This is a genomic window from Nocardiopsis coralliicola (assembly GCF_054779695.1).
Genome location: NZ_BAAGXT010000021.1, coordinates 48,984 through 70,305 on the forward strand (window position 1 = coordinate 48,984; position 21,322 = coordinate 70,305).

The window sequence follows — 21,322 nt, forward strand, 5'->3', positions numbered from 1 at the left end:
CCTCAGGAGGCGGGCCGCCGGCGCGCTCGGGCGGCCGGACCGGTCTCCGACGGCAGCGGCCGCGCCGGTCCGCTGGACCGGCGCGGCCGTGCGCGCTCGCGGCTTCGGCGCCCGGATCTGCTCAGGACTCCGTCGAATTCGCCGTCTCCAGTGCGCCGAGGAGGTCGCCGACGAGGTCGTCCGCGGACTCGATGCCCACCGAGAGGCGCACGAGGTCACCGGGCACCTCCAGCGCCGAGCCGGCGGTGGAGGCGTGGGTCATGCGGGCGGGGTGCTCGATGAGGGACTCGACGCCGCCGAGCGACTCGCCCAGCGTGAACAGGCGCGTCTGGTCGCACACGGCCAGCGCCGCCTGCTCGCCGCCGCGGAGCCGGAACGACACCATGCCGCCGAACGCCTGCATCTGCCGCTCGGCGGTCTTGTGGCCCGGGTGGTCGTCCAGCCCCGGGTAGAGGACCGAGGACACGGCCGGGTGCCGGCTCAGCTCGCCGGCGATCCGTTCGGCGTTGGAGCAGTGCCGGTCCATGCGTACACCCAGCGTCTTGATCCCGCGCAGCGTGAGCCAGGAGTCGAAGGGGCCGGCGACCGCACCCATCGTGTTCTGGTGGAAGGCCAGCCGCTCGCCCAGTTCGGGGTCGGCCACGACCAGGGCCCCGCCGACCACGTCGGAGTGGCCGCCGACGTACTTGGTGGTGGAGTGCACGACGACGTCGGCGCCGAGCTCCAGCGGCCGCTGCAGGTAGGGCGAGGCGAAGGTGTTGTCGACGACCAGCAGCGCACCGCCGTCGTGGGCGACCTCGGCGACGGCCTCGATGTCGGTGATGTTGAGCAGCGGGTTGGTGGGCGTCTCCGTCCACACCGCGACGGTGCTCGGGCGCAGGGCGCGGCGCACGGCGCCGGGATCGGTCTGGTCGACGGCGTCCCACTCGATGCCCCAGCGGGTCAGGACCGTGGAGAAGAGGCGGAACGTGCCGCCGTAGGCGTCGCCGGGGATGATGACGTGGTCGCCGGGGCGGGCGATGGTCCGCACCAGGGTGTCCTCGGCGGCCATACCGGAGGCGAACGCGAGCCCGCGCGCGCCGGATTCCAGCGCCGCCAGGCACTCCTCCAGCGCAGTGCGCGTGGGGTTGGCGGTACGCGAGTACTCGAAGCCGCCGCGCAGCCCGCCGACCCCGTCCTGGGCATACGTGCTCGTCTGATAGATCGGCACCACCACCGCGCCGGTTTCGGCGTCGGCCTCCTGCCCGGCGTGAATCGCCAGCGTCTCAAACCCGTCGAACGTCATGGGGCCACAGTAGTGCGCGTGCGGCACGCCCGCGGCGCGCCGTTCCGGACCGGCCGGGGCATCGCCGGCGCCGCGCTCCCGAGGCTGCCGCGACCGCTGCGGCCTGCGCGGGTCAGCCCTCCGGCGGCGGCACGAGGTGCGGCCACCCGACGGCGGTGCGGGTGGGGCGCGGACCGCCCTCGCCGGCCTCCGGCAGCGGCGGGATCCAGCCCGCTGCGGGGTCGTAGCGGCGCACCACGCGGCCGGGCGTCCCGGCGATGACGCTGTGGTCGGGGTAGTCGCCGGCGCGCACCACCGCCCCGGCCGCGACGACGGAGTTGCGGCCGAGCCGGGCCCCCGGGAGCACGACGGCGTTGGCGCCGATCCAGCTGCCGGAGCCGATAACGACGGGGTGGTCCACGGGCCACTGGCGGCCGACGGAGATGTCCGGATCGGCGTACACGTGGCTCTGGTCGGTGATGTAGACGTAGGGCCCGGTGTAGACCTCGTCGCCGATGTCGATGCGGGTGTGCGCGACGACGTGGGTGCCGCGGCCGATCATGCAGCCGTCGCCGATCCGCAGCACCGTGGCAGGGCCGAGTTCGAGCCCGGGGAGCATGCCGGCGGACAGGGTGATGTCGGCGCCGATGAGGGTGTGCGAGCCGATCTCGATCCACGGCTCGCCGAAGACGGTGGCGGTGGGGAAGGCGATCGACGTGCCCGGGCCGTAGGCGGCGAACCGCCGCGCGGCGCGCGTGCCGGTGCGGATCTCGGCGTTGCTGCGCGCCCACGACCACGCGCTGCGCGCCACCCAGGAGAGCAACCCTCGCACCTTGCACCTACCGTTCAGTATCCCGGGGTGAACTGTAATAGCCCGCCCGACCGGCCCTTGCGCCGCCCCCGGTCCGGCCGAACGGCGCTCGGTGCGCGGCCGCAGGATCAGGGGCTGCGCAGGCGAGGCAGGCAGCGCGGAACGGGCGGGGGCGCACGGAGCCCGTTCTCCGCCGGAGGGCGGGCCGGTGCTCCGCAGGCGGGCGGACGGCACCGGCCGCAGCCGGCCGCGCGCACCGCCTCGCGGTGTTCAGCGGGCAGCACGGCAGTACGCCCCGGCCGAGGGATTCCCGGCAGCTCCCGCTCTTGGCCGAGACCGGACACTGCCGAAGGGCGTGCCCTAACCTCCCGGGCCTCCGCCGTTCCCCGGGGAACGCGCATCGCGAGTGCGGATCCGCGGGCAGCACGGCAGCGCGTCCCAGCCACGGGATCGCCGGAACGGGACGGCGGCCCCCTGCCCCGTCGGCAGCGGGAAACGGGCATCCCGGCCTGCGGCAGCGCGAGCATCCGGTCGGCCGGATGCTTCCGCGGGCGGCGGAGGGCACCCGGCCGGCCGCGTGCGCATCCGCAGCGCCGCTGCCTCGGCCGGCAGCGGTCGCGGACCGCGCCGGGCGCACCGCCCCGGGCAGCGGGAGCCCTCGCGCAGACGGCGGCTGCGGGGCACCGCCGGCGGGCTGCCCGTCCCCCGTGCGGGAGGGGCAGCCCGGGCGTCAGGCGGACAGGTGGGCGAGGACGTCCTGGCGGGTGAGGACGCCCGCGGGCTTGCCGTCGCGCAGGACGACGACGGCGCCGGCGCCCTGGAGCAGGCGGACGCACTCGCTGACCGGCTCGCCGCCGCCGACCACCGGCAGCGGGGCGCTCATGTGCTCGGACACGGCGTCCTGGAGGCTCGCGCGCGAGCTGAACAGCGCGTCGAGGACGTCGCGCTCGGCGATCGAGCCGACCACCTCGGCGGCCATGACCGGCGGCTCCTCCTTCATCACCGGCAGCTGGCTGACGCCGTACTCGCGGAGGATCTCCACGGCGGTGCCGACCGTCTCGTGCGGGTGGATGTGGACGAACTCCGGCAGAACCCCGGTCTTGGCGGCGAGGACGTCGGCCGCAGTGGGCTCCTCCGAGTCCGGGCGGAGGAAGCCGTAGTCGGCCATCCACTCGTCGTTGAAGATCTTGCCCAGGTAGCCGCGGCCGCCGTCGGGCAGCAGCACGACGATGACGTCGTCCGGACCCGCCGTCGCGGCGACGCGCAGCGCGGCCTCCACGGCGAGCCCGCAGGAACCGCCGACGAGCAGCGTCTCCTCCTTGGCCAGGCGGCGCGTCATCAGGAAGGAGTCCTTGTCGCTGACGGCCACGACCTCGTCGCAGACCGACGGGTCGTAGGTCTCCGGCCAGATGTCCTCGCCGACGCCCTCGACCAGGTAGGGCCGCCCGGAGCCGCCGGAGTAGACGGAGCCCTCCGGGTCGGCGCCGATCACCTTGACCGCACCGCCGGAGGCCTCTTTCAGGTAGCGGCCGGTGCCGGTGATGGTGCCGCCGGTGCCGATTCCGGCCACGAAATGGGTGATCCGGCCGTCGGTCTGCTCCCAGATCTCGGGGCCGGTGGAGTGGTAGTGCGACTCCGGGTTGTTCTGGTTGACGTACTGGTTCGGCTTCCACGCTCCGGGGATCGACGCGGCGAGCCGGTCGGACACCGAGTAGTAGGAGTCCGGGTGGTCGGGCGCCACCGTGGTCGGGCAGACCACCACTTCGGCGCCGTAGGCGCGCAGCACCGAGAGCTTGTCGGCGCCCACCTTGTCCGGGCAGACGAAGACGCAGCGGTAGCCGCGCTGCGCCGCCACGATCGCCAGGCCGACCCCGGTGTTGCCGGAGGTGGGCTCGACGATGGTGCCGCCCGGACCGATCAGGCCCTCCTTCTCGGCGGCCTCGACCATGCGCAGGGCGATCCGGTCCTTCACCGAACCGCCGGGGTTGAAGTACTCGACCTTCGCGAGCACCGTGGGGGCCAAGCCTTCGGTCACCGTGTTCAGCCGCAGTAGCGGGGTGTTGCCCACCAGCTCGATCAGCGACCCGTGCACCCGCATGAGGGATTCCCTTTCCAACGCCTGGTTCCGGGAGAACACCCTGGTCGAGGGCGCCGTCCCCGTCGGAGCGACCCTACCGGGCGCGGCGTGCCAGCGCGGGCGGCCGCGACCGGCCGCGGGGCGTAGCGGGAGTGCGGACGGGGCACCCTCTCCACAGGCGCGGCGCGCTGCCGGCCACTGCTGGCACGCGCCCGCCGCGGATGTTCGGGGCAGGAGGCGGGACATGCTGCGAGCTGCAAAGGCGCGGAGGATCGCGGCCGCCACCGCAGTCGGCGGGGGCGGGCTCACCGTGCTCGGGGCCGGCACGGTCGGGCTGCTCTATCTGCAGGCGAAACTGGCCTACCAGGCGATCGGGTTCACCGAGTGGCGGCGGCCGCGCGCGCCGCGCATCGTGGGGTCCGGGACGGGCCCGCGGATCTCGATGGCGATGCTGGGCGACTCGACCGCGGCAGGCTTCGCGCTCACCGAGGCGCGGCTGACACCGGGGGTGCGGCTGGCGGCGGGCATCGCCGCAGTGGCCGAGCGGCCGGTGCGGCTGCGCAACACCGCCGTCGTCGGCGCCACCTCGGCCGCGCTGGACGGCCAGATCGACCGGCTCGGCGGCGCGCGCCTCGACCTGGCCGTAATCTTCATCGGGGCCAACGACATCATCCACCGGCTGCGGCCGGCCGAGTCGGTGGCAGCGCTGCGCCGCGCGGTGCGGCGGCTGCGCGCGAACGGCACCGAGGTCGTCGTGGCCACCTGCCCCGACCTCGGCAGCATCCAGCCGATCGGGCAGCCGCTGCGGTTCATCGTGCGGCGGGCGTCGCGCCAGCTGGCCGCTGCGCAGACGGTGGCCGCGGTGGAAGAGGGCGGGCGCACCGTGTCGCTGACCGACCTGCTCGCCGACGAGTTCCGCTCCCACCCGGACGAGATGTTCGGGCCGGACCGGTTCCACCCGTCGGCGCGGGGCTACGCGCACGCGGCGTCGGTGGTGCTGCCCTCCGCCTGCGTCGCGCTCGGGCTGCTGCCGGAGCTGGAGGAGGTGCGCGAGCCCGAGGAGGTGCTGCCGGTGCACCGGGCCGCCGCCGAGGCGGCCGACACGCCGGGCACCGAGGTCAGCGGAGCCGAGGTGGCCGGCCGCGAGCAGGGGATCCGCGGCCGGTGGGCCACGCTGCTCCGGCGCCGCCCCGAGCCGGTGCCCGCGGCGGAGGGGGACACCGGGGCACCCGGTGCTGAAGAGGCACCGGCCGGCGCGGTGGCCGGCGGGCCGGCCGTGCCCGCGGCCGGCGCGGCCGCAGGCGGCGGAGGGGGAGCCGGCGCGGCGGCACGCGCGGCCGGGCACACCCCGGAGTCCGGACACTCCGAGCCGACAGGTTAACGTGCGGGTAACTCCGTGTACCGCCGTGCCGGGCGCCGGCCGGGCACCCACCAGAAGGGCCGCGAGCATGCCAGAAGCCGTCATCGTCGCGACCGCGCGCTCGCCCATCGGGCGCGCATTCAAGGGCTCGCTGAAGGACCTGCGGGCCGACGACCTCTCCGCGCAGATCATCTCCGCCGCACTGGCCAAGGTGCCGCAGCTCGACCCGTCCAGCATCGACGACCTGCTCCTGGGCTGCGGTCTGCCCGGCGGCGAGCAGGGCAACAACCTGGCCCGGGTGATCGCCGTCCAGCTCGGTCTGGACACCGTTCCCGGCGCCACCATCACGCGCTACTGCTCCTCCAGCCTCCAGACCACCCGGATGGCCTACCACGCCATCAAGGCCGGCGAGGGCGACGTGTTCGTCTCCGCCGGCGTGGAGATGGTCAGCCGCTTCACCAAGGGCAACAGCGATTCGCTGCCGGACACGAAGAACCCGCTGTTCGCCAGCGCCGAGGAGCGCACCGCGAAGCGCGCCGAAGGGGGTGCGCCGGAGTGGACCGACCCGCGCGCCGGCGGCGAGGTCCCCGACGTCTACATCTCCATGGGCCAGACCGCAGAGAACGTCGTGCAGATGCGCGGCCTGTCCCGGCAGCGCCAGGACGAGTTCGGCGTCCGCTCGCAGAACCTGGCCGAGAAGGCGATCAACAACGGGTTCTGGGAGCGCGAGATCACCCCGGTGACGCTGCCCGACGGCACCGTGGCCAGCACCGACGACGGCCCGCGGCCGGGCACCTCCTACGAGAAGGTCTCACAGCTCAAGCCGGTCTTCCGCCCCGACGGCACGGTGACCGCCGGCAACTGCTGCCCGCTCAACGACGGCGCCGCGGCGGTCGTCATCATGAGCGACGCCAAGGCCGAGCAGCTCGGCATCACGCCGCTCGCGCGCATCGTGTCCACCGGCGTCACCGGCCTGTCCCCGGAGATCATGGGGCTCGGCCCGGTCGAGGCGTCCCGGCAGGCGCTGGCGCGCGCCAACATGACGATCTCCGACATCGACCTGGTCGAGATCAACGAGGCGTTCGCGGCGCAGGTGCTGCCCTCTGCCGACGACCTGGGCATCGACATCGACTCCCAGCTCAACGTGAACGGCGGCGCGATCGCCGTGGGCCACCCGTTCGGGATGACCGGTGCCCGCATCACCGGCACGCTCCTCAACGGGCTCCAGTTCCACGACAAGACGTTCGGCCTGGAGACGATGTGCGTGGGCGGCGGCCAGGGCATGGCGGCCGTCTTCGAGCGCCTCAGCTGACAGCGCCTCCGGTGTGGGGGACGGCCCCCCGCGCCGCCTCCGGAGCGGGAGACGACCCCCACACCCCCGCAACCCCCTCTTATCTGCCGTTGCCTTCGGCGATAGGGGTTCGGGGGCGAGTGGGACAGACGAGGGCTGTGCAGCGCCGCCGGCCGGGCCGGCCCGGCCGGCGGCGCTGCAAAAGTCGGGCGATCGCTTCGGAAAACCAGGTCACCAGGTCTTGTCCGAACCGTAATCCTGTTGCAGTGTCGCAGGTAAGTGCCGCTCACGTTCGGAGGTTCGCCCATGACGCTGACCCACTCGCCGGAGATGCACGCACGACTCCTCGACCGCATCCCTTCCGTGACCGGCCGAGAACTCCCCGAGTGGTTCGATGCCCTCGACAAGGGGCCCGGGCTCAGCCGCTGCTCCGAGCGCAGCGCGTGGCTGGCCGACGAATACCGGATCAGCGACGGCTACGCGCAGGCCATCGTGCAGGAGTACCTTCGGCGGCGCCGCAGCCGCACCCCCGTCCCCCGGCAGCGCTGACGGAGGTCCGCGTCCCGGCGCAGCAGAAGGGCGCCGCACCCGGCAGGGGTGCGGCGCCCTTCTCACTGCGCACGGCCGAACGGCCCGCCGGCGCAGCGCCGGCGGACTGGCGCCGCTATTCGGCGAACATCGTCTTGAGGATCCAGATGAGGCGCAGGATCTCGATGTAGAGCCAGACCAGGGTGGCGGTGAGGCCGAAGGCGAGCTGCCAGGAGTACTTCTCCGGCAGGCCCATCTGGACCGCGTCCTCGGTCTGCTTGAAGTCGATCGCGAGCACGGCGGCGGCGAGCACGATCGCCACGATGCTGATGATCAGGCCGAGCGGGCTCGCGGCGCGCAGGCCGAGGCCGCCGGGGATGAAGAAGGACAGCACGAGGTTCACCAGCAGCAGGGCGAGCAGGCCCAGCGTGGCGGCACCGACCACCTTCATGAAGGTGTTGGTGACCCGGATGACCTTGAACTTGTACAGGGCCAGCATGGCGCCGGCCACGAAGATCGTGCCGAACACGGCGGGCACGACGAGCGATCCGGCGGCAGCGCCGGTGGAGGCCATCAGCTGGAACTCGAGGATGAGGCTGAAGCCGCCGACGAGCAGGCCCTCGAGCGCCGCGTAGGAGAGGATCAGCACCGGGTTGGTGGAGCCCTTGAACCCGGCGATCAAGCCGAGGATCAGGCCGCCGATGGCGCCGATCAGCGTGGCGCCGATGACGAAGCCGGGAAGCTCGCCGGTGGCCTGGGCTCCGGACATCCCGAGGAAGTACAGGGCGATGGCGACGATCGCGACGGTGCCGATCGTCATCCCGGTGCGCAGGACGACGTCGTCCATGGTGACGGCGCGGCCGGTGGGCGCGCCGGGCTGCTGGCCGTAGCCCTGGGCGTAGCCGGGCTGCTGGCCGTAGCCGGGCTGGGGGTAGCCGGGCTGGGCGTAGCCCTGCTGTCCGTACGGCTGCTGGTAGGCGCCGTACTGGGGCTGCCCGTAGCCGCCCTGAGTGGGCTGCATCGCCCGCTTCAGGACGGGATTGGAGCTCCGCATCCTCATGTCTTTGCAAGCCTTTCCAGGGCCGTGGGACTTCTGCTCTCAAAGTAACGCACGGCCCTTCTCCGGGGTTCCCGCAGTACGGGGTAGGGCCGCACGGGCCCTGCGGCGGACCCGGGGAGAAGACCGGATCAGCTGCTGTTGGACCCGCTGCGCCGCCGCGCGGTTCCCTCCTCCGCCGACCTGCGCTCACCGTGCTCCGGGGGCCGTGCGTCGGGCAGTGCGGGGTTGACAGGCGGCCGGGGCGACCCGCATGCTCAGCGCCATGAGCCCTCGACTTCGCCCTCTGCCGGCCCTGCGCCGGAGCGAACTCGGCTATGGGGCGCGGCGCGGTTCCGCGGGGATCATCCTGCGACGCGGCCGTCTGGGCTCGCCCCCCTTCCCCGCGCCCGCCGCCTGTCTGCGCTAGCGCCGCCGACGCCGCTCCGGAGCCGCGACCGCATGCGGCCGGGCTCTGCGGCGGAACCTGATCCGCGCTGCCGCCAGCACTCTGATCCAGTCCTGAGACCGATCTCCGCCTAGGGCGTGTTGGGTGGACCACTGCCCTGCTGCGCGGCGCCCTGGCACGCCCCTCGCCGCGTTCTCCTCAATCGAGGAGGAAAAACCCCGCCCTGACTCCTTCGCCGGCCGTGCGACGGGTGCACCGCCGACACCGCTCGCGACCAACGCCACTCACCACACACGCCCCGGGGGCATTCTCCGGGACTCGCGCTGCGTTCCCCGGCGCCCGTCCGCTCCGACCTCGTTCTCCGCCCTCCTACGGCCGGGCGCCGTGCTGGACCGGCGCCCCCCTGATTCGACCATCCGCATTGTCGGTATAACCAACGGGAAAGGTTGGAAAATGACCGCCACCACCGATGCCCCCGCAGCGGCAGCCCCTGCAGAGCCCGCCGCGGAAACGGCACCGCTGCGCGAAGCCGCCTGCGTCGACAGCGCCGTCGTCGAAGGCCCGCGCCAGCTGAGCCGCACCGGCAGCGCCGCCGAGCCGGCGCCGTACCGCCTGTTCGAGGTGCGCCCGCTGGGTCCGCTGATCGGCGCCGAGATCCACGGCGTCGACCTGCGCGCGGAGATCTCCCCTGAGCTGCGCGACGAGATCCACCGCGCGCTGCTGGAGTTCAAGGTCGTGTTCTTCCGCGACCAGCCGATCACCTCGCAGCGCCAGCAGGAGATCGCCCGCATGTGGGGCCCGCTGGAGACCAACCCCTTCATCGAGCAGGGCGAGGACGCCCACATCGCCCGCTTCGCCAAGGGCGACATGCCGCCGAGCTACGAGAACGTGTGGCACACCGACGTCACCTGGCGCGCCGAACCGGCGCTCGGCGCGGTCCTGCGCCTGGTGGAGGTGCCGCCGCAGGGCGGCGACACCATGTGGGCGGACATGGCGGCGGCCTACGACAACCTGCCCGACGACGTGAAGGCTGCGATCGACGGCGCGGTCGCCGAGCACGACGTCATCCCCGGCTTCGCGCGCTTCCTCGGCGAGGAGAAGCTGCGCGAGTGGCAGGACCGGTTCCCGCCGGTGCACCACCCGGTCGTCCGCACCCACCCGGAGACGGGCCGCAAGACCCTGTTCGTCAACGTCTCCTTCACCACCCGGATCCTCGGGATGGCCAAGGAGGAGAGCGACGCCCTGCTCCGGTACCTCTTCCAGCAGGCGCACGTGCCCGAGTACCAGGTCCGCTTCCACTGGGAGAAGGACTCGATCGCCTTCTGGGACAACCGCGCCACACAGCACTACGCGGTGAACGACTACTTCCCGCACCGCCGCGTCGCCGAGCGCGTCGCCATCGTCGGCGACCGCCCGTACTAACCCGTACTAAAGGGAAGGGCCCCTCCCCGCGGGGAGGGGCCCTTCCTCGCCGGGCCCGGACCGGTGGACGGTCCGTCCGGGCTCAGCCTCCGGGGCGGGGGACGACCCCCGCACCCCCGCAACCCGCACTCATCTGCCGCAGCCCTCGGGCCCAGCCTCCGGGGCGGGGACGACCCCCGCACCCACCGCTCGTCGGCCGACGCGGCGGGCCCGCCGCGTCGGGGCTCCGGAGGCTCCGGCTATGACCGGGTGACCAGCGAGCGGGCGAAGAACAGCATGTTCGCCGGACGCTCCGCGAGCCGGCGCATGTAGTAGCCGTACCACTCGGTGCCGTACGGCACGTAGACGCGCATCCGCCGGCCCTCGGCGGCGAGCCGGCGCTGCTCCTCGTCGCGGATGCCGTAGAGCATCTGGTGCTCCCACTGGTCGTCCGCGCGGCCGGTGTCCGCGGCCAGCTTCTGCGCGATCGCGATCATCCGGGGATCGTGCGAGGCGACCATCGGATAGCCGTCGCCCTCCATGAGGATGCGCAGGCACCGCACGTAGGAGCGGTCGACGTCGGCCTTGTCCTGGAAGGCGACCGAGGCGGGCTCGTCGTAGGCGCCCTTGCACAGCCGCACGCGGGAGCCCTCGCCCGCGAGGTCGCGGCAGTCCTGCTCGGTGCGGAACAGGTAGGCCTGGAGGACCGCGCCCACCCAGGGGAAGTCGGTGCGCAGCTCGCGCAGGATCCCCAGGGTGGAGTCGATCGTGGTGTGGTCCTCCATGTCGAGGGTGACCGTGGTGCCGGCCGCGGCGGCGACGGAGCAGATCTCGCGGGCGTTCTCCAGCGCGATCTTCTCGCCGTCGGCGGGCAGGAACTGGCCCACGGCCGAGAGCTTCACCGACACCTCGGCGCGATCGGCCAGGCCCGCGCGGTCGAGCTCGGTGAGCAGCCGGGTGTAGGCCTCCACCGTGGCCGCAGCCTGGGAGGCGTCGGTGGTGTCCTCGCCGAGGTGGTCGAGGGTGACGTAGCGGTCCCGGGCGAGCTCGGCGATCCGCGGCAGCGCGGCGCCGAGGTCGGCGCCGGCGACGAAGCGGTCGACGAGCGCCCGGGTCATGGGGGTGCGCTCGACGAGGCGGCGGACGCGCGCCGAGCGCGCCGCGGCCAGCATGGGCGTACGAAGCATGGGCGACCTCGCAGTGGGTCCGGCGGCCGGCCCGGCGAGGGGCCCGTCGCTGCGGTGGGCGCGGCGGCCCGGTCCGGGCCGCCGCGTCTCTGGTAGGGACTTACCCCTGGTGGGGGTGGGAGGACTCGGTCGGCGGGACGAAGTTCTCCTTGATGGACCGCGGGCTGGACCAGCGCGCCAGGTTCTGGGCGGAGCCAGCCTTGTCGTTGGTGCCCGAGGAGCGGCCGCCGCCGAACGGCTGCTGGCCGACGACGGAGCCGGTGGGCTTGTCGTTGACGTAGAAGTTGCCGGCGGCGAAGCGCAGCTTCTCCAGCGCCTGCTGCACGGCGGCGCGGTCGTCGGCGATCACCGCGCCGGTCAGCGCGTAGTCCGAGCCCGAGTCGACCACGTCGAGGATGCGCTCGTACTCGCTGTCCTCATAGACGTGGACGGCGATGATCGGGCCGAAGTACTCGGTGCTGAAGACCTCGTTGGCGGGGTCGGTGCCCTCGATCACGGTGGGCCGCACGAAGTAGCCGACGGAGTCGTCGGCGGTGCCGCCGGCGAGCACGGTCAGCGTCGGGTCGTTCTTGGCCCGGTCCAGCGCCGCGGAGAGCCGGTCGAAGGAGCGGCGGTCGATGACCGCGCCGAGGAAGTTGCCGAAGTCGGTCGGGTCGCCCATCGGCAGCGCCTCGACCTCGGCGACCAGGTCGTCGCGGAGCTGCTCCCAGACGGAGCGGGCGATGAACGCGCGCGAGGCCGCGGAGCACTTCTGCCCCTGGAATTCGAAGGCGCCGCGCACGATCGCGGTGCGCACCACCGCCGGGTCTGCCGAGGAGTGGGCGACGATGAAGTCCTTGCCGCCGGTCTCGCCGACCACCCGCGGGTAGGAGCGGTAGCTGCCGATGTTGTCGCCGACGCGCTTCCACAGGTGCTGGAAGGTGCGGGTGGAACCGGTGAAGTGGACGCCGGCCAGGTCCCGGTCCTCCATGACGACGTCGGACACCGCGAGGCCGTCGCCGGTGACCATGTTGATCACGCCGGGCGGCATCCCGGCGGCCTCCAGCAGGCGCATGGTGAGGTCGGCGGCGTACTGCTGGGTGGGCGACGGCTTCCACACCACCGTGTTCCCCATCAGCGCGGGCGCGGTCGGCAGGTTGCCGGCGATCGCGGTGAAGTTGAACGGGGTCACCGCGTAGACGAAGCCTTCGAGCGGCCGCTGCTCCAGGCGGTTCCAGGTGCCGGCCGGGCTGTAGGGCTGCGTCTCCTGCAGCTGGCGGGCGAAGGCGACGTTGAACCGCCAGAAGTCGATGAGCTCGCAGGCCGCGTCGATCTCGGCCTGGATCGCGGTCTTCGACTGGCCGAGCATGGTGGCGGCGTTGACGGCGGCGCGCCACGGGCCGGCCAGCAGGTCGGCGGCGCGGAGGATGATGGCGGCGCGCTCGTCGAAGGGCATCGCGCTCCACGCCGGAGCTGCGGCCTTCGCGGCGGCCACGGCGGCGGCCGCGTCGTCGCCGGTGGCGTTGGCGAGGGTGCCGAGGACGGCCGCGTGGCGGTGCGGCTGGACGACGTCGATCCGCTCGCCCCCGCCCATCCGCCGCTCGCCGCCGATGACCATGGGCAGGTCGACGGGGTCGGCGCCGTTGCGGCGGTCCAGCTCCGCCTGGAGCTCGGCGCGTTCAGGACTGCCCGGCGCATAGGTCAGCACGGGCTCGTTGGCCGGCACGGGTACGTTCGTCACGGCGTCCAGAGACACTGGCACCTCTTCCTGTCGACGGGGCTTATCGGTCAAACGCTAATGAAACAGACGTCTCAGAGCGTTGTTGAGCAGGCCACTCTTCTTCGGGCATACTTGTCCGATCCGACATACCTGGACGTGGCGCGACAATGACCGAATCTCCATCCGACCCTTCCGACGACGCCGGCCCGCTTCCCGGAGCAGCACCGGAATCCACTCTGCGAGCTGGCGTTCCCCTGCAGCAGATCCTGCTCGCGGTGGGCGATCCACTGATGGAGGTGCTCGCGGCCCCCGCCGGACTTGATGTCCGGGTGGACAACATCGCCCTGGTCGACCCCGAGGACGACGTGGGCGCCGACCCCGGCGACCTGGCGCTCCTCATCGGCGCCCGCGGCGGCGAGGCCCGCCGCCTGGTGCGCACCGCTGCGCACCAGGGCGCGGCGGCCGTGGCGGTGAAGGCCGGTGCAGCGTCCGGACCGGACACGGCGGCGCTGCGCGCCGCGGCCAGCGAGGCCGGCATCGCCCTGCTCGGCGTGCGGCCCGCAGTGCGCTGGGACCAGCTGCAGGCGCTGTGCCGCAGCGTGGTCGACGACGCCCGCTTCGCCGGCGGTGCCGATCTCGGCGACGCAGCCGGCGACCTGTTCTCGCTGGCGCAGACCATCGCCGCGCTCACCGGCGGCCTGGTCTCGATCGAGGACTCGGCGAGCCGGGTGCTCGCCTACTCCAGCGGCGACGAAGTCGACGAGCTGCGCCGGCTCTCCGTGCTGGGGCGGCAGGGCCCGCCCGCCTACCTGGCGCTGCTGCGCGAGTGGGGCGTGTTCGCGCGGCTGCGCTCCGGCGACGAGGTGGTGCACATCGACGAGCACCCCGAGCTGGGGATCCGGCGCCGGATCGCGGTGGGGATCCGGGCCGGCGACCAGCCTCTCGGGGCCATCTGGGTACAGGAGGGCACCGGGCCGTTCGCGGACGGCGCCGAAGAGGCCATGCTCGGTGCCGCACGGCTGACCGCCCTGCACCTGCTGCGCCAGCGCACCGCGGCCACCGCCGGCCAGCGGCTGCGCGAGGACCTTCTCGCCGGGCTCCTGGAAGGCCGGATCGAGCCGGCGGCGCTCGGCGACGCCGTCGCGGTCGGCCCGGACCGGCCGGCGCTGGTGGCGGCGTTCGCGCTCGCGCCGGGCCGCAGCGACGAGCCGAACCGCTCCGGCCTGGAGCTGATGCGGCGGCGGATGATCGACCTGGTGGCGGTGCACACTGCGGCCTACCGGCGCAGCGCACTGGTCACCGCGCTCGGCACCCGGGTGTACGTGCTGCTTCCCGACCTGCCCGGGCAGCCGCACGCTGCCGACCGGTCCGGCTCCGCGGAGGCCGCGGTACTGGCGCTGTCCCGCAAGGCGGTGGAGGCCGCGCGCACCCTCCTCGGGGTGGCGGTGCACGGTGCGGTGGGTTCGCCGGTGGCCGCGTCCGCGGACATCACCCGCTCGCGCAGCGAGGCCGACCGGGTGCTGGACGCGCTCGGCCGCGACGTCGAGCTCGACGTCGCCACCATCGCCGACGTCCGCTCCCGAGTGCTGGTCGGCGAGACGCTGGCGCATCTGCGGCGGACGCCGTCGCTGCGCGACCCGCGGGTGGCGGAGCTGGTGCGGCACGACGCGCGGGGCGGCGCCGAACTGGTGCCGTCCCTGCTCGCCTACCTGGAGGCGTTCGGCGAAGTGCGCACCGCAGCCGAGCGCCTGCACATCCACCCCAACACCCTGCGCTACCGGGTGCGGCGCGCCGAGGCAGTGAGCGGCCTCGACCTTTCCCAGCCCGACCAGCGGCTCTTCACACACCTGCAGCTGTTGATGGAGGGCTCGGCGTAGCGGTTCCTGCCTCCGGGCGGGGTGACGACCCCCCGCGCCCTGCCTCCGGGCGGGGTGACGACCCCCCGCGCCCTGCCTCCGGGCGGGGTGACGACCCCCCGCGCCCCCCGCAACCCGCTCCTGCCTGCCGTTGCTCTCGGCGGACAGTGGATCCGGGCGGGGTGACGACCCCCCGCCTGCGTCCCCGGGCGGGGTTGCGACCCCCCGCACCCCCCGCAACCCCCTCCTGCCTGCGGTTGCTTTTGGCTGGCTGTGCCTCCGGGCGATGGCTCCTGCGCGGTCCCCGTTCGCCTGCGGCTGCCTTGGCGGGCACCCGCGTGGCGCCGCCGCAGTGGGGAAGGGGAAACCGGGAACCGGAAAAACACTAGGAGCCGGCGCCGCGGCCGGAGCGGCGGGCGAAGGGGCAGAGATGAGTGCGGTAGCGACACCGGTCGAGCTCGGCGGGTACGGGGTGTGGGCCCGGAACGGGGCGCTGACCGGTCCTGATGCGGCGGAGATCGAGCGCCTCGGCTACGGCGCGATCTGGGTGGGCGGCTCGCCCGCCGCCGATCTCGGGGCGGCCGAGGAGGTACTCGCCGCGACCGAGCAGATCGGTGTGGCCACCGGGATCGTCAACATCTGGGCGGCACCGCCGCACGAGGTCGCGGCGTCGTACGCGCGGCTGGAGGAGCGCTATCCGGGCCGGTTCCTGCTGGGGATCGGCGCCGGCCACCGGGAGACCGACGGAGCGGCAGCCGTCACGCCGTTCCGGGCGCTGGAGGACTACCTCGACGCCCTCGACGAGAACGGTGTGCCCGCCGACCGGCGGGTGCTCGCCGCACTCGGCCCGCGGGTGCTGCGGCTGTCGGCGGAGCGCGCAGCAGGTGCCCACCCCTACCTCGCCACGCCGGAGCACACCCGCCTCGCGCGGGCCGAGCTGGGGCCCGGACCGCTGCTGGCGCCCGAGCAGAAGGTGGTGCTCGGCGCCGAACCGGAGGAGACGCGGGCCACCGCCCGCGCCGGCATGGGCTTCTACCTGGGAATCCAGAACTACCGTGCCAACCTGCTCAGGCTCGGCTTCACCGACGACGAGCTGTCCGGCGACGGTGCGGACTCGGCCATCGACGCCCTGGTCGCCCAGGGCACGGCCGAGGACGCGGCGATGCGGCTCCGCGCACACGCCCACGCCGGCGCCGACCACGTCGCCGTCCAAGCCCTCCCCGACCCGGAGGGCATCCTCCCCGCCCTGCGCGAACTCGCCCCCGCGCTGGGGCTCCGCGTCCGCACCTGACCGCGCCGCGCAAAGGGGCCGGGGCGCAAGCGCCCCGGCCCCCGCTGCTGCGTGCCCCACACGGCGCCGCTCCGGCCGCCGCGCCGCACGGGTACTGCCGCGCGGCTACTCCTGCGGAGCGGCGGGCTCCGCCTCGCCGGCCGGCGCCTGGTTGAGGTTGGACTTCCGGTAGGAGTAGAGGGCGTAGATGATCAGGCCGATGACCAGCCATCCGACGAACCGGAGGAAGGTGTCGGCGGCGAGCTGGCTGATGAGCCACAGCGAGAAGACGACGCCGAGGATCGGCACCACCGGCATGCCCGGGGTCTTGAAGGAGCGGGGCAGGTCCGGGCGGCGGTAGCGCAGCACGATGACCGCGATGCAGACCACCACGAACGCGGACAGGATGCCGATGTTGGTGAGTTCGGCGGCCTGCCCGATCGGGAGCAGGCCCGCCATGACGGCGGAGACCACCCCGGCGATCCAGGTGACGCGGGTCGGGACGTTGGTCTTCGGGTTGGTCTTGGCGAACCACTTCGGCAGCAGCCCGTCGCGGCTCATCGCGAACCAGACGCGGGTGGCCCCGAGGAGGAAGGTGAACATCACCGTCAGGATCGACACGACCGCGCCGATCGCGATCAGGTTGGCCAGCCAGCCCAGGCCGTTGGCCTCGAACGCGGCGGCGAAGCCCGCGGTCGGGTCGATGTCGGCGTAGTTCTGCATGCCGGTGAGCACGAGGCAGGCCAGCGCGTACAGCACCATCGAGATGACCAGGGACAGGATGATCGCCTTCGGCATGTGCCGCTCGGCGTCCTTGGACTCCTCGGCCGCAGTGCTCATCGCGTCGTAGCCGAACACCGCGAAGAAGACGATCGCCGCCCCGGAGAGCACGCCGGTCGTGCCGTAGGGCAGGAACGGATCGTAGTTGGCGGTGTCGATGAAGAACACGCCGACGAAGATGATGACCAGGACGATGGCGACCTTGAGGGCCACGAAGAAGGTCTCGAAGCGCACGGCGCTCTTCACGCCGCGGGTGAGCAGGTAGGCGATGAGCAGGCAGAGCACCATCGCGAACAGGTTGACCTTGTAGGAGCCGTCCGGAACTCCGGCCGGCTCCGTCCCGGGCGCCCCCATCATCCACAGGGGCATCTCCAGGCCGACCGCGCCGAGGAAGAAGTTGAAGTAGCCGGAGATCCCGATCGCGACCACCGCGACGATCGCCACGTACTCCAGCAGCAGGTCCCAGCCGATGAACCAGCCGACGATCTCGCCGAGCACGACGTAGCCGTAGGTGTAGGCCGATCCGGCCCGCGGGATGAGGCCGGCGAACTCGGCGTAGGAGAACGCCGCGGCCGCGCTGGCGATACCGGCGATGAGGAAGGAGAAGAGCACGCCCGGGCCCGCCATGCCGTGGGCGACTTCGCCGGCGAGGGAGAAGATGCCGGCCCGATGATCGCGCCGACGCCGATCGCCGTCAGCTGCCACATGCCCAGGGTCCGCTTCAGGCCCCCGCTGTCCGTCTCCTCGATCGTGTCGATCGGTTTGCGGCGGAACACGCCCGTGGCCGGGCCTGCCTTACCTGTGGTTGCCATCGTCGCATCCAGTTCTTCTCGAAGCAGTAAGAGCCCGCTCGACCCCCGTCTCGTCGGGCGTAACAGGGGTGGACGGTACGCCCGGCGGCTTCGGCGGTGGATGTCCGGAGCGACGACGCTGCAACGGCGGCTTTGGCCGATCGGATGAAAAGTATGGCGTGGATCACTCGAATTGCGGCTTTGGCCTGCACCAACACAGAGCCCGGTTCGGCCGTGCGAACGAGGCGGGCCCCGCGATCAGCCGCGGGATCCGGCACAGTTTCGGAATCGGTGCGGTCACGGCGCCGTCACGGACGGTCCGGTGGGCGCCCCTCCGCGAAGGACGGCCGCGCTGGACGGACCACCCGCCGGTCCCCTCGCGGCTCCGGCGGCACGGGGGTCATCGGAACGGAGACCGCATCGCTCCGCGCAGCGCCGGCGTGGGCCTTCGGGGCCCCGCCGGCGATCGGGGCGGTATCGCGCTGCCGGGCACCGACACCCGCACCTGCCGGGATGGCCCCGGGCAGCGGGCCCGGAACCGGCGATGCGGTGCGGGCTCGCACAGGCGGCCGGGACGGTGCGCGCGCCGGGGCCGGGAGATGATCCGGAGAAGGACAGCGGGCGGCCCTGGCGGACAGGACCGCGCTACGTGCCCCCGGTCGGACTCGAACCGACACTCGTGACCCTTTTAGGGGGCCTGCCTCTACCATTGGGCTACGAGGGCGCGACCATCATAGCGGCGACGGGCGAATCGGCAGGATCCGCCGCGATATACGGCACGCCGCCGGGTCCGCGGCACGCCGCACCGTCCCCCCGCCCGCTCTCCGCCCCTCCTCCCCCAGCCGAGCGGACCTCTCCATGACCCCCTCCGATCCCTCGCCGACCGGCGCGGCGCTGGCCGCAGGCGCGGCAGGCGCGGTGCTGTTCGTTCTGGTCTTCACCGTCGACGGCGCCACCCGCCGCGGCTACGAACCGCGCCGGCACCCGGTGAGCGCACTGGCGCTGGGCCCCCGCGGGCCGCTGCAGACCGCCAACTTCCTGGTGTTCGGCGTGCTGACCGCGGCCGGAGCAGCCGGGCTGCTGCTGTCGGGCGGCGGCAGCACGCTGCTGCCGGTGGCGGTCGCGGCGATCGGGCTGGCGCTGATCGCCTCGGGCCTGTTCCCGATGGATCCGATGCGCGGCTACCCGCCGGGGGCGCCGGAGGGCACTCCGAACGAGGTGACTCCGCGGCACCGGCTGCACGACAGTGCGGGCACCGTCGTGTTCGGCGGCCTGCCGATCGCCGCCGCCCTCGCCGCCTTCGCGGTCGGCCCGCTGCCGTGGCGGATCTTCTCGGCCGCCACCGCTGCGGTGCTGGCGGTCCTCGCCGCGAGGTTCGCGACCGCGTGGGAGGCCGACTCCCCCAGGACCGGCCTGATCCAGCGCGCCTTCCTCTGCACCGCCTGCGCCTGGCTGGCCGCGCTCTTCCTGCACGTGCGCGCCTGAGGGCGGGCCCGCAGGCGCGCCTCAGCCGACTCCGTGCACGGGGCCCGGCGGCGGGACCGTACGGGCCGCGGTGATCGCGTAGGCGAGGGCGGCCTCCGCCGTGCGGCGCACCTCCTCCGGCGGGCCGCCGCGGCGCAGGACCGCTGCTGCGGCACCCATGAACGCACCCGCGGCCGATCCGACCAGCGCCGCTGCGGCGTCCTCGCCGAGCTCAGGGAAGCTCCGCGCGAGCGCTTCGGCCAGCCCTTGCCCGGTCGCCCAGACGCGGTCGAGGGCCGCGGCGCGCAGTGCCGGGTTCTCCGCCAGCAGGCGCATGCGCAGCGGGGTGAACCCGAGGAGCTCGATGTCCGGCACGCCTTCGGCCCCGGCACCGCCGAAGGTGGCCGGCGCGATGCGCGCGAGGGCGTCCGCCGGCGTGTCGCCGGGACCGCGCCGCTCGACCGCGCGGAGGGCCGCGGCCATCCGGTCGGAGGTGTCGGCGAAGACGAGCTCCTCCTTGCCGGCGAAGTAGGAGAAGAACGTGCGCGGCGCGATCTGCGCCTCGGCCGCGATGCGCGCGATGCTCGTCTCCGCGTACCCCTGCTCGGCGAACAGGCGCAGGCCGGCCGCAACGAGCGCGCTCCGGGTCAAGGCCTTCTTCCGCTCCCGCCACCCCTGTTCGGACCGGCGTCCGCCCCGGCCGTCCTCCGTCTCCGCAGGGGCGTCGCGCCGCTCCGGCTCCTTCTGCTCTGGCATGCCGGGAGATTACCGCATCCACTGCAGATCGACACCTGGCGCAAAAATGCACCCATTGCATTTTTGTCCGCGCTGCGCTTCCCTGTGCGGGAGGGCGCGCGACAGCGCCCGTTTCGAGAGGAGACCGGCATGGGAAGCCTGGACGGGCGCGTCGCCGTCATCACCGGCGCGGGCAGCGGCATCGGACGCGAGCATGCGCTGTACTTCGCCCGCGTGGGCGCCGCGGTCGTCGTCAACGACACCGGCGCCGCGGCCGACGGCAGCGGCGGGGACTCCGCGGTGGCCGAGTCCGTCGCACAGGCCATCCGCGCAGCGGGCGGGCGCGCGGTGGCCAGTACCGACAGCGTCACCGATCCGGACGGCGCCGAGCGGATGACCGCAACGGCCGTGGAGGCGTTCGGCGGCCTGGACGCGGTGGTGGCCAACGCGGGCATCCTCCGCAACGCGCCGCTGGTCGACATGGGCGACGACGACTTCGCCGCGGTCCTGGCGGTGCACCTCACCGGGACGTTCACGGTGCTGCGCGCTGCGGCGCGGTACTGGAGCACTCAGCCCTACCGCAGTGACCGCCGAGCCGTCACCACGTCCTCGGGCGGCGGCACGTTCAACCCGCTGCCCACCCAGGCCAACTACGCCGCGGCCAAGGCCGGCGTCGCCGCGCTCACCACGGTGGCCGCACTCGAACTGCGCGCCTACGGCGTGCGGGTCAACGCGGTCGCCCCGTCCGCGCACCGCACGCGGCTGACCCGGAACATCCCCGGGGTGGCAGCGCCCGCCCCGGGCGCGGAGGAGGGCCGCGACCCGTACGCGCCGGACAAGTCCTCGCCACTGGCGGCCCACCTGTGCAGCGCCGACTGCGCCGTCACCGGGCAGCTCTTCCGCGTCTGGGACCGCACGGTGCAGATCGGCCGCGGGTGGACCCCGGCCCGGGAGGTCTCCAGCCACCGCCCGTGGACACCGGATTCGGTCGCCGCGGCGCTGGCCGGCAGCGCGGATGCCTTCACCGACCCGGTGCAGACCCTGCTCGGTGCGCTGGACCTGCTCGACGCCCCGGAGACGGCGCGGGCCGCCCTCCTGCGGATGCTGGACGACCCGGCGTCACTGCGCGCTGCGGCGGCGGCCCTGGTGTAGCGGTCCAGCGGCGCTCGACCGGGGTGAAGCGGTAGGGACGCGGGACCGGCTCGGCACGGGCGTCCCACCGGAACCCCGTCCGGCAGCAGCCCGGCGCCCGTCGCGCCGGGCGGGCCGCGGACCTCCGCCTGTGCCGGCGGGCCGGCAGCCCCGGCGGCGCTCCCTCCCGGCCCTCAGCCTGCCCCCGGACACGGCAGCGGCCGGCCGCCCC

At 73.6% G+C, this 21,322-nt stretch carries 16 protein-coding genes and 1 tRNA gene; 8 read left to right on the forward strand and 9 right to left on the reverse strand.

Going from position 1 to position 21,322, the window contains the following annotated elements:
- Positions 1-121: 121 nt before the first annotated feature.
- From ACYVGT_RS16040 to ACYVGT_RS16050, 3 genes are all read right to left on the reverse strand, one after another.
- Positions 122-1,285, reverse strand: coding sequence for a cystathionine gamma-synthase (locus ACYVGT_RS16040; RefSeq protein ID WP_460858986.1), 1,164 nt, complete (start codon positions 1,283-1,285; stop codon positions 122-124).
- A gap of 112 nt (positions 1,286-1,397) precedes the next feature.
- On the reverse strand, positions 1,398-2,096 hold the full coding sequence (locus ACYVGT_RS16045) for an acyltransferase (protein WP_460858988.1): 699 nt from the start codon (positions 2,094-2,096) through the stop codon (positions 1,398-1,400).
- A 709-nt stretch (positions 2,097-2,805) separates the two neighbouring features.
- Positions 2,806-4,173, reverse strand: a complete 1,368-nt coding sequence (locus ACYVGT_RS16050; protein WP_460858991.1) for a cystathionine beta-synthase — start codon at positions 4,171-4,173, stop codon at positions 2,806-2,808.
- A gap of 223 nt (positions 4,174-4,396) precedes the next feature.
- On the opposite strand from ACYVGT_RS16050, the gene ACYVGT_RS16055 reads away from it, so the two are divergent.
- The 3 genes from ACYVGT_RS16055 to ACYVGT_RS16065 all read left to right on the forward strand — a co-directional run bounded on the left by ACYVGT_RS16055 (position 4,397) and on the right by ACYVGT_RS16065 (position 7,352).
- Positions 4,397-5,533, forward strand: a complete 1,137-nt coding sequence (locus ACYVGT_RS16055; protein ID WP_460858994.1) for an SGNH/GDSL hydrolase family protein — start codon at positions 4,397-4,399, stop codon at positions 5,531-5,533.
- A gap of 67 nt (positions 5,534-5,600) precedes the next feature.
- Complete coding sequence (locus ACYVGT_RS16060; protein WP_460858996.1) at positions 5,601-6,824, forward strand: acetyl-CoA C-acetyltransferase; 1,224 nt, start codon at positions 5,601-5,603, stop codon at positions 6,822-6,824.
- A gap of 285 nt (positions 6,825-7,109) precedes the next feature.
- Positions 7,110-7,352 carry a DUF4287 domain-containing protein gene (locus ACYVGT_RS16065; protein ID WP_460858998.1) on the forward strand — a complete coding sequence of 81 codons (243 nt, stop codon included), beginning with the start codon at positions 7,110-7,112 and terminating at the stop codon, positions 7,350-7,352.
- 115 nt (positions 7,353-7,467) lie between these two features.
- Here ACYVGT_RS16065 and ACYVGT_RS16070 read toward each other — a convergent pair whose 3' ends face one another.
- Entirely contained in the window at positions 7,468-8,391 is a 924-nt protein-coding gene (locus ACYVGT_RS16070; RefSeq protein ID WP_460859000.1) for a Bax inhibitor-1/YccA family protein, read from the reverse strand.
- An 838-nt stretch (positions 8,392-9,229) separates the two neighbouring features.
- Between ACYVGT_RS16070 and ACYVGT_RS16075 the strand changes: the two genes are divergently transcribed.
- Positions 9,230-10,198, forward strand: coding sequence for a TauD/TfdA dioxygenase family protein (locus ACYVGT_RS16075; protein WP_460859002.1), 969 nt, complete (start codon positions 9,230-9,232; stop codon positions 10,196-10,198).
- Between the two features lie 239 nt (positions 10,199-10,437).
- Here the strand turns inward: ACYVGT_RS16075 and ACYVGT_RS16080 are convergent, their stop codons facing one another.
- On the reverse strand, positions 10,438-11,364 hold the full coding sequence (locus ACYVGT_RS16080) for a proline dehydrogenase family protein (protein ID WP_460859004.1): 927 nt from the start codon (positions 11,362-11,364) through the stop codon (positions 10,438-10,440).
- Between the two features lie 100 nt (positions 11,365-11,464).
- Complete coding sequence (gene pruA / locus ACYVGT_RS16085) at positions 11,465-13,093, reverse strand: L-glutamate gamma-semialdehyde dehydrogenase (RefSeq protein WP_460859058.1); 1,629 nt, start codon at positions 13,091-13,093, stop codon at positions 11,465-11,467.
- A 137-nt stretch (positions 13,094-13,230) separates the two neighbouring features.
- On the opposite strand from pruA, the gene ACYVGT_RS16090 reads away from it, so the two are divergent.
- Both ACYVGT_RS16090 and ACYVGT_RS16095 read left to right on the forward strand, forming a co-directional pair.
- Positions 13,231-14,940, forward strand: coding sequence for a PucR family transcriptional regulator (locus ACYVGT_RS16090; RefSeq protein WP_460859006.1), 1,710 nt, complete (start codon positions 13,231-13,233; stop codon positions 14,938-14,940).
- Positions 14,941-15,349: 409 nt separating this feature from the next.
- Positions 15,350-16,210, forward strand: coding sequence for an LLM class F420-dependent oxidoreductase (locus ACYVGT_RS16095; protein ID WP_460859008.1), 861 nt, complete (start codon positions 15,350-15,352; stop codon positions 16,208-16,210).
- Between the two features lie 105 nt (positions 16,211-16,315).
- Here the strand turns inward: ACYVGT_RS16095 and ACYVGT_RS16100 are convergent, their stop codons facing one another.
- A complete protein-coding gene (locus ACYVGT_RS16100) occupies positions 16,316-17,674 on the reverse strand; it encodes an amino acid permease (protein ID WP_460859011.1) in 1,359 nt (452 codons plus the stop codon).
- A 736-nt stretch (positions 17,675-18,410) separates the two neighbouring features.
- Positions 18,411-18,484 (reverse strand) — tRNA-Leu (locus tag ACYVGT_RS16105).
- Between the two features lie 134 nt (positions 18,485-18,618).
- Here ACYVGT_RS16105 and ACYVGT_RS16110 point away from each other — a divergent pair.
- Positions 18,619-19,245, forward strand: a complete 627-nt coding sequence (locus ACYVGT_RS16110) for a DUF998 domain-containing protein (protein WP_460859012.1) — start codon at positions 18,619-18,621, stop codon at positions 19,243-19,245.
- Between the two features lie 21 nt (positions 19,246-19,266).
- Here ACYVGT_RS16110 and ACYVGT_RS16115 read toward each other — a convergent pair whose 3' ends face one another.
- On the reverse strand, positions 19,267-19,980 hold the full coding sequence (locus ACYVGT_RS16115; RefSeq protein ID WP_460859014.1) for a TetR/AcrR family transcriptional regulator: 714 nt from the start codon (positions 19,978-19,980) through the stop codon (positions 19,267-19,269).
- A gap of 129 nt (positions 19,981-20,109) precedes the next feature.
- Here ACYVGT_RS16115 and ACYVGT_RS16120 point away from each other — a divergent pair, with 129 nt between their 5' ends.
- Positions 20,110-21,111 (forward strand): SDR family NAD(P)-dependent oxidoreductase, encoded by a 1,002-nt coding sequence (locus tag ACYVGT_RS16120; RefSeq protein ID WP_460859016.1) that lies wholly within the window; start codon positions 20,110-20,112, stop codon positions 21,109-21,111.
- Positions 21,112-21,322 lie beyond the last annotated feature (211 nt).

What these genes read in the sequence shown, in the direction of transcription:
- ACYVGT_RS16095 (WP_460859008.1), top strand. Translation starts at nt 15,350, where the DNA reads ATGAGTGCGGTAGCGACACCGGTCGAGCTCGGCGGGTACGGGGTGTGG.
- ACYVGT_RS16075 (WP_460859002.1), top strand. Translation starts at nt 9,230, where the DNA reads ATGACCGCCACCACCGATGCCCCCGCAGCGGCAGCCCCTGCAGAGCCC.
- ACYVGT_RS16090 (WP_460859006.1), top strand. Translation starts at nt 13,231, where the DNA reads ATGACCGAATCTCCATCCGACCCTTCCGACGACGCCGGCCCGCTTCCC.
- ACYVGT_RS16080 (WP_460859004.1), bottom strand. Translation starts at nt 11,364, where the DNA reads ATGCTTCGTACGCCCATGCTGGCCGCGGCGCGCTCGGCGCGCGTCCGC.
- ACYVGT_RS16115 (WP_460859014.1), bottom strand. Translation starts at nt 19,980, where the DNA reads ATGCCAGAGCAGAAGGAGCCGGAGCGGCGCGACGCCCCTGCGGAGACG.
- ACYVGT_RS16065 (WP_460858998.1), top strand. Translation starts at nt 7,110, where the DNA reads ATGACGCTGACCCACTCGCCGGAGATGCACGCACGACTCCTCGACCGC.
- ACYVGT_RS16120 (WP_460859016.1), top strand. Translation starts at nt 20,110, where the DNA reads ATGGGAAGCCTGGACGGGCGCGTCGCCGTCATCACCGGCGCGGGCAGC.
- ACYVGT_RS16040 (WP_460858986.1), bottom strand. Translation starts at nt 1,285, where the DNA reads ATGACGTTCGACGGGTTTGAGACGCTGGCGATTCACGCCGGGCAGGAG.
- ACYVGT_RS16060 (WP_460858996.1), top strand. Translation starts at nt 5,601, where the DNA reads ATGCCAGAAGCCGTCATCGTCGCGACCGCGCGCTCGCCCATCGGGCGC.
- ACYVGT_RS16050 (WP_460858991.1), bottom strand. Translation starts at nt 4,173, where the DNA reads ATGCGGGTGCACGGGTCGCTGATCGAGCTGGTGGGCAACACCCCGCTA.
- ACYVGT_RS16070 (WP_460859000.1), bottom strand. Translation starts at nt 8,391, where the DNA reads ATGAGGATGCGGAGCTCCAATCCCGTCCTGAAGCGGGCGATGCAGCCC.
- ACYVGT_RS16055 (WP_460858994.1), top strand. Translation starts at nt 4,397, where the DNA reads ATGCTGCGAGCTGCAAAGGCGCGGAGGATCGCGGCCGCCACCGCAGTC.
- ACYVGT_RS16110 (WP_460859012.1), top strand. Translation starts at nt 18,619, where the DNA reads ATGACCCCCTCCGATCCCTCGCCGACCGGCGCGGCGCTGGCCGCAGGC.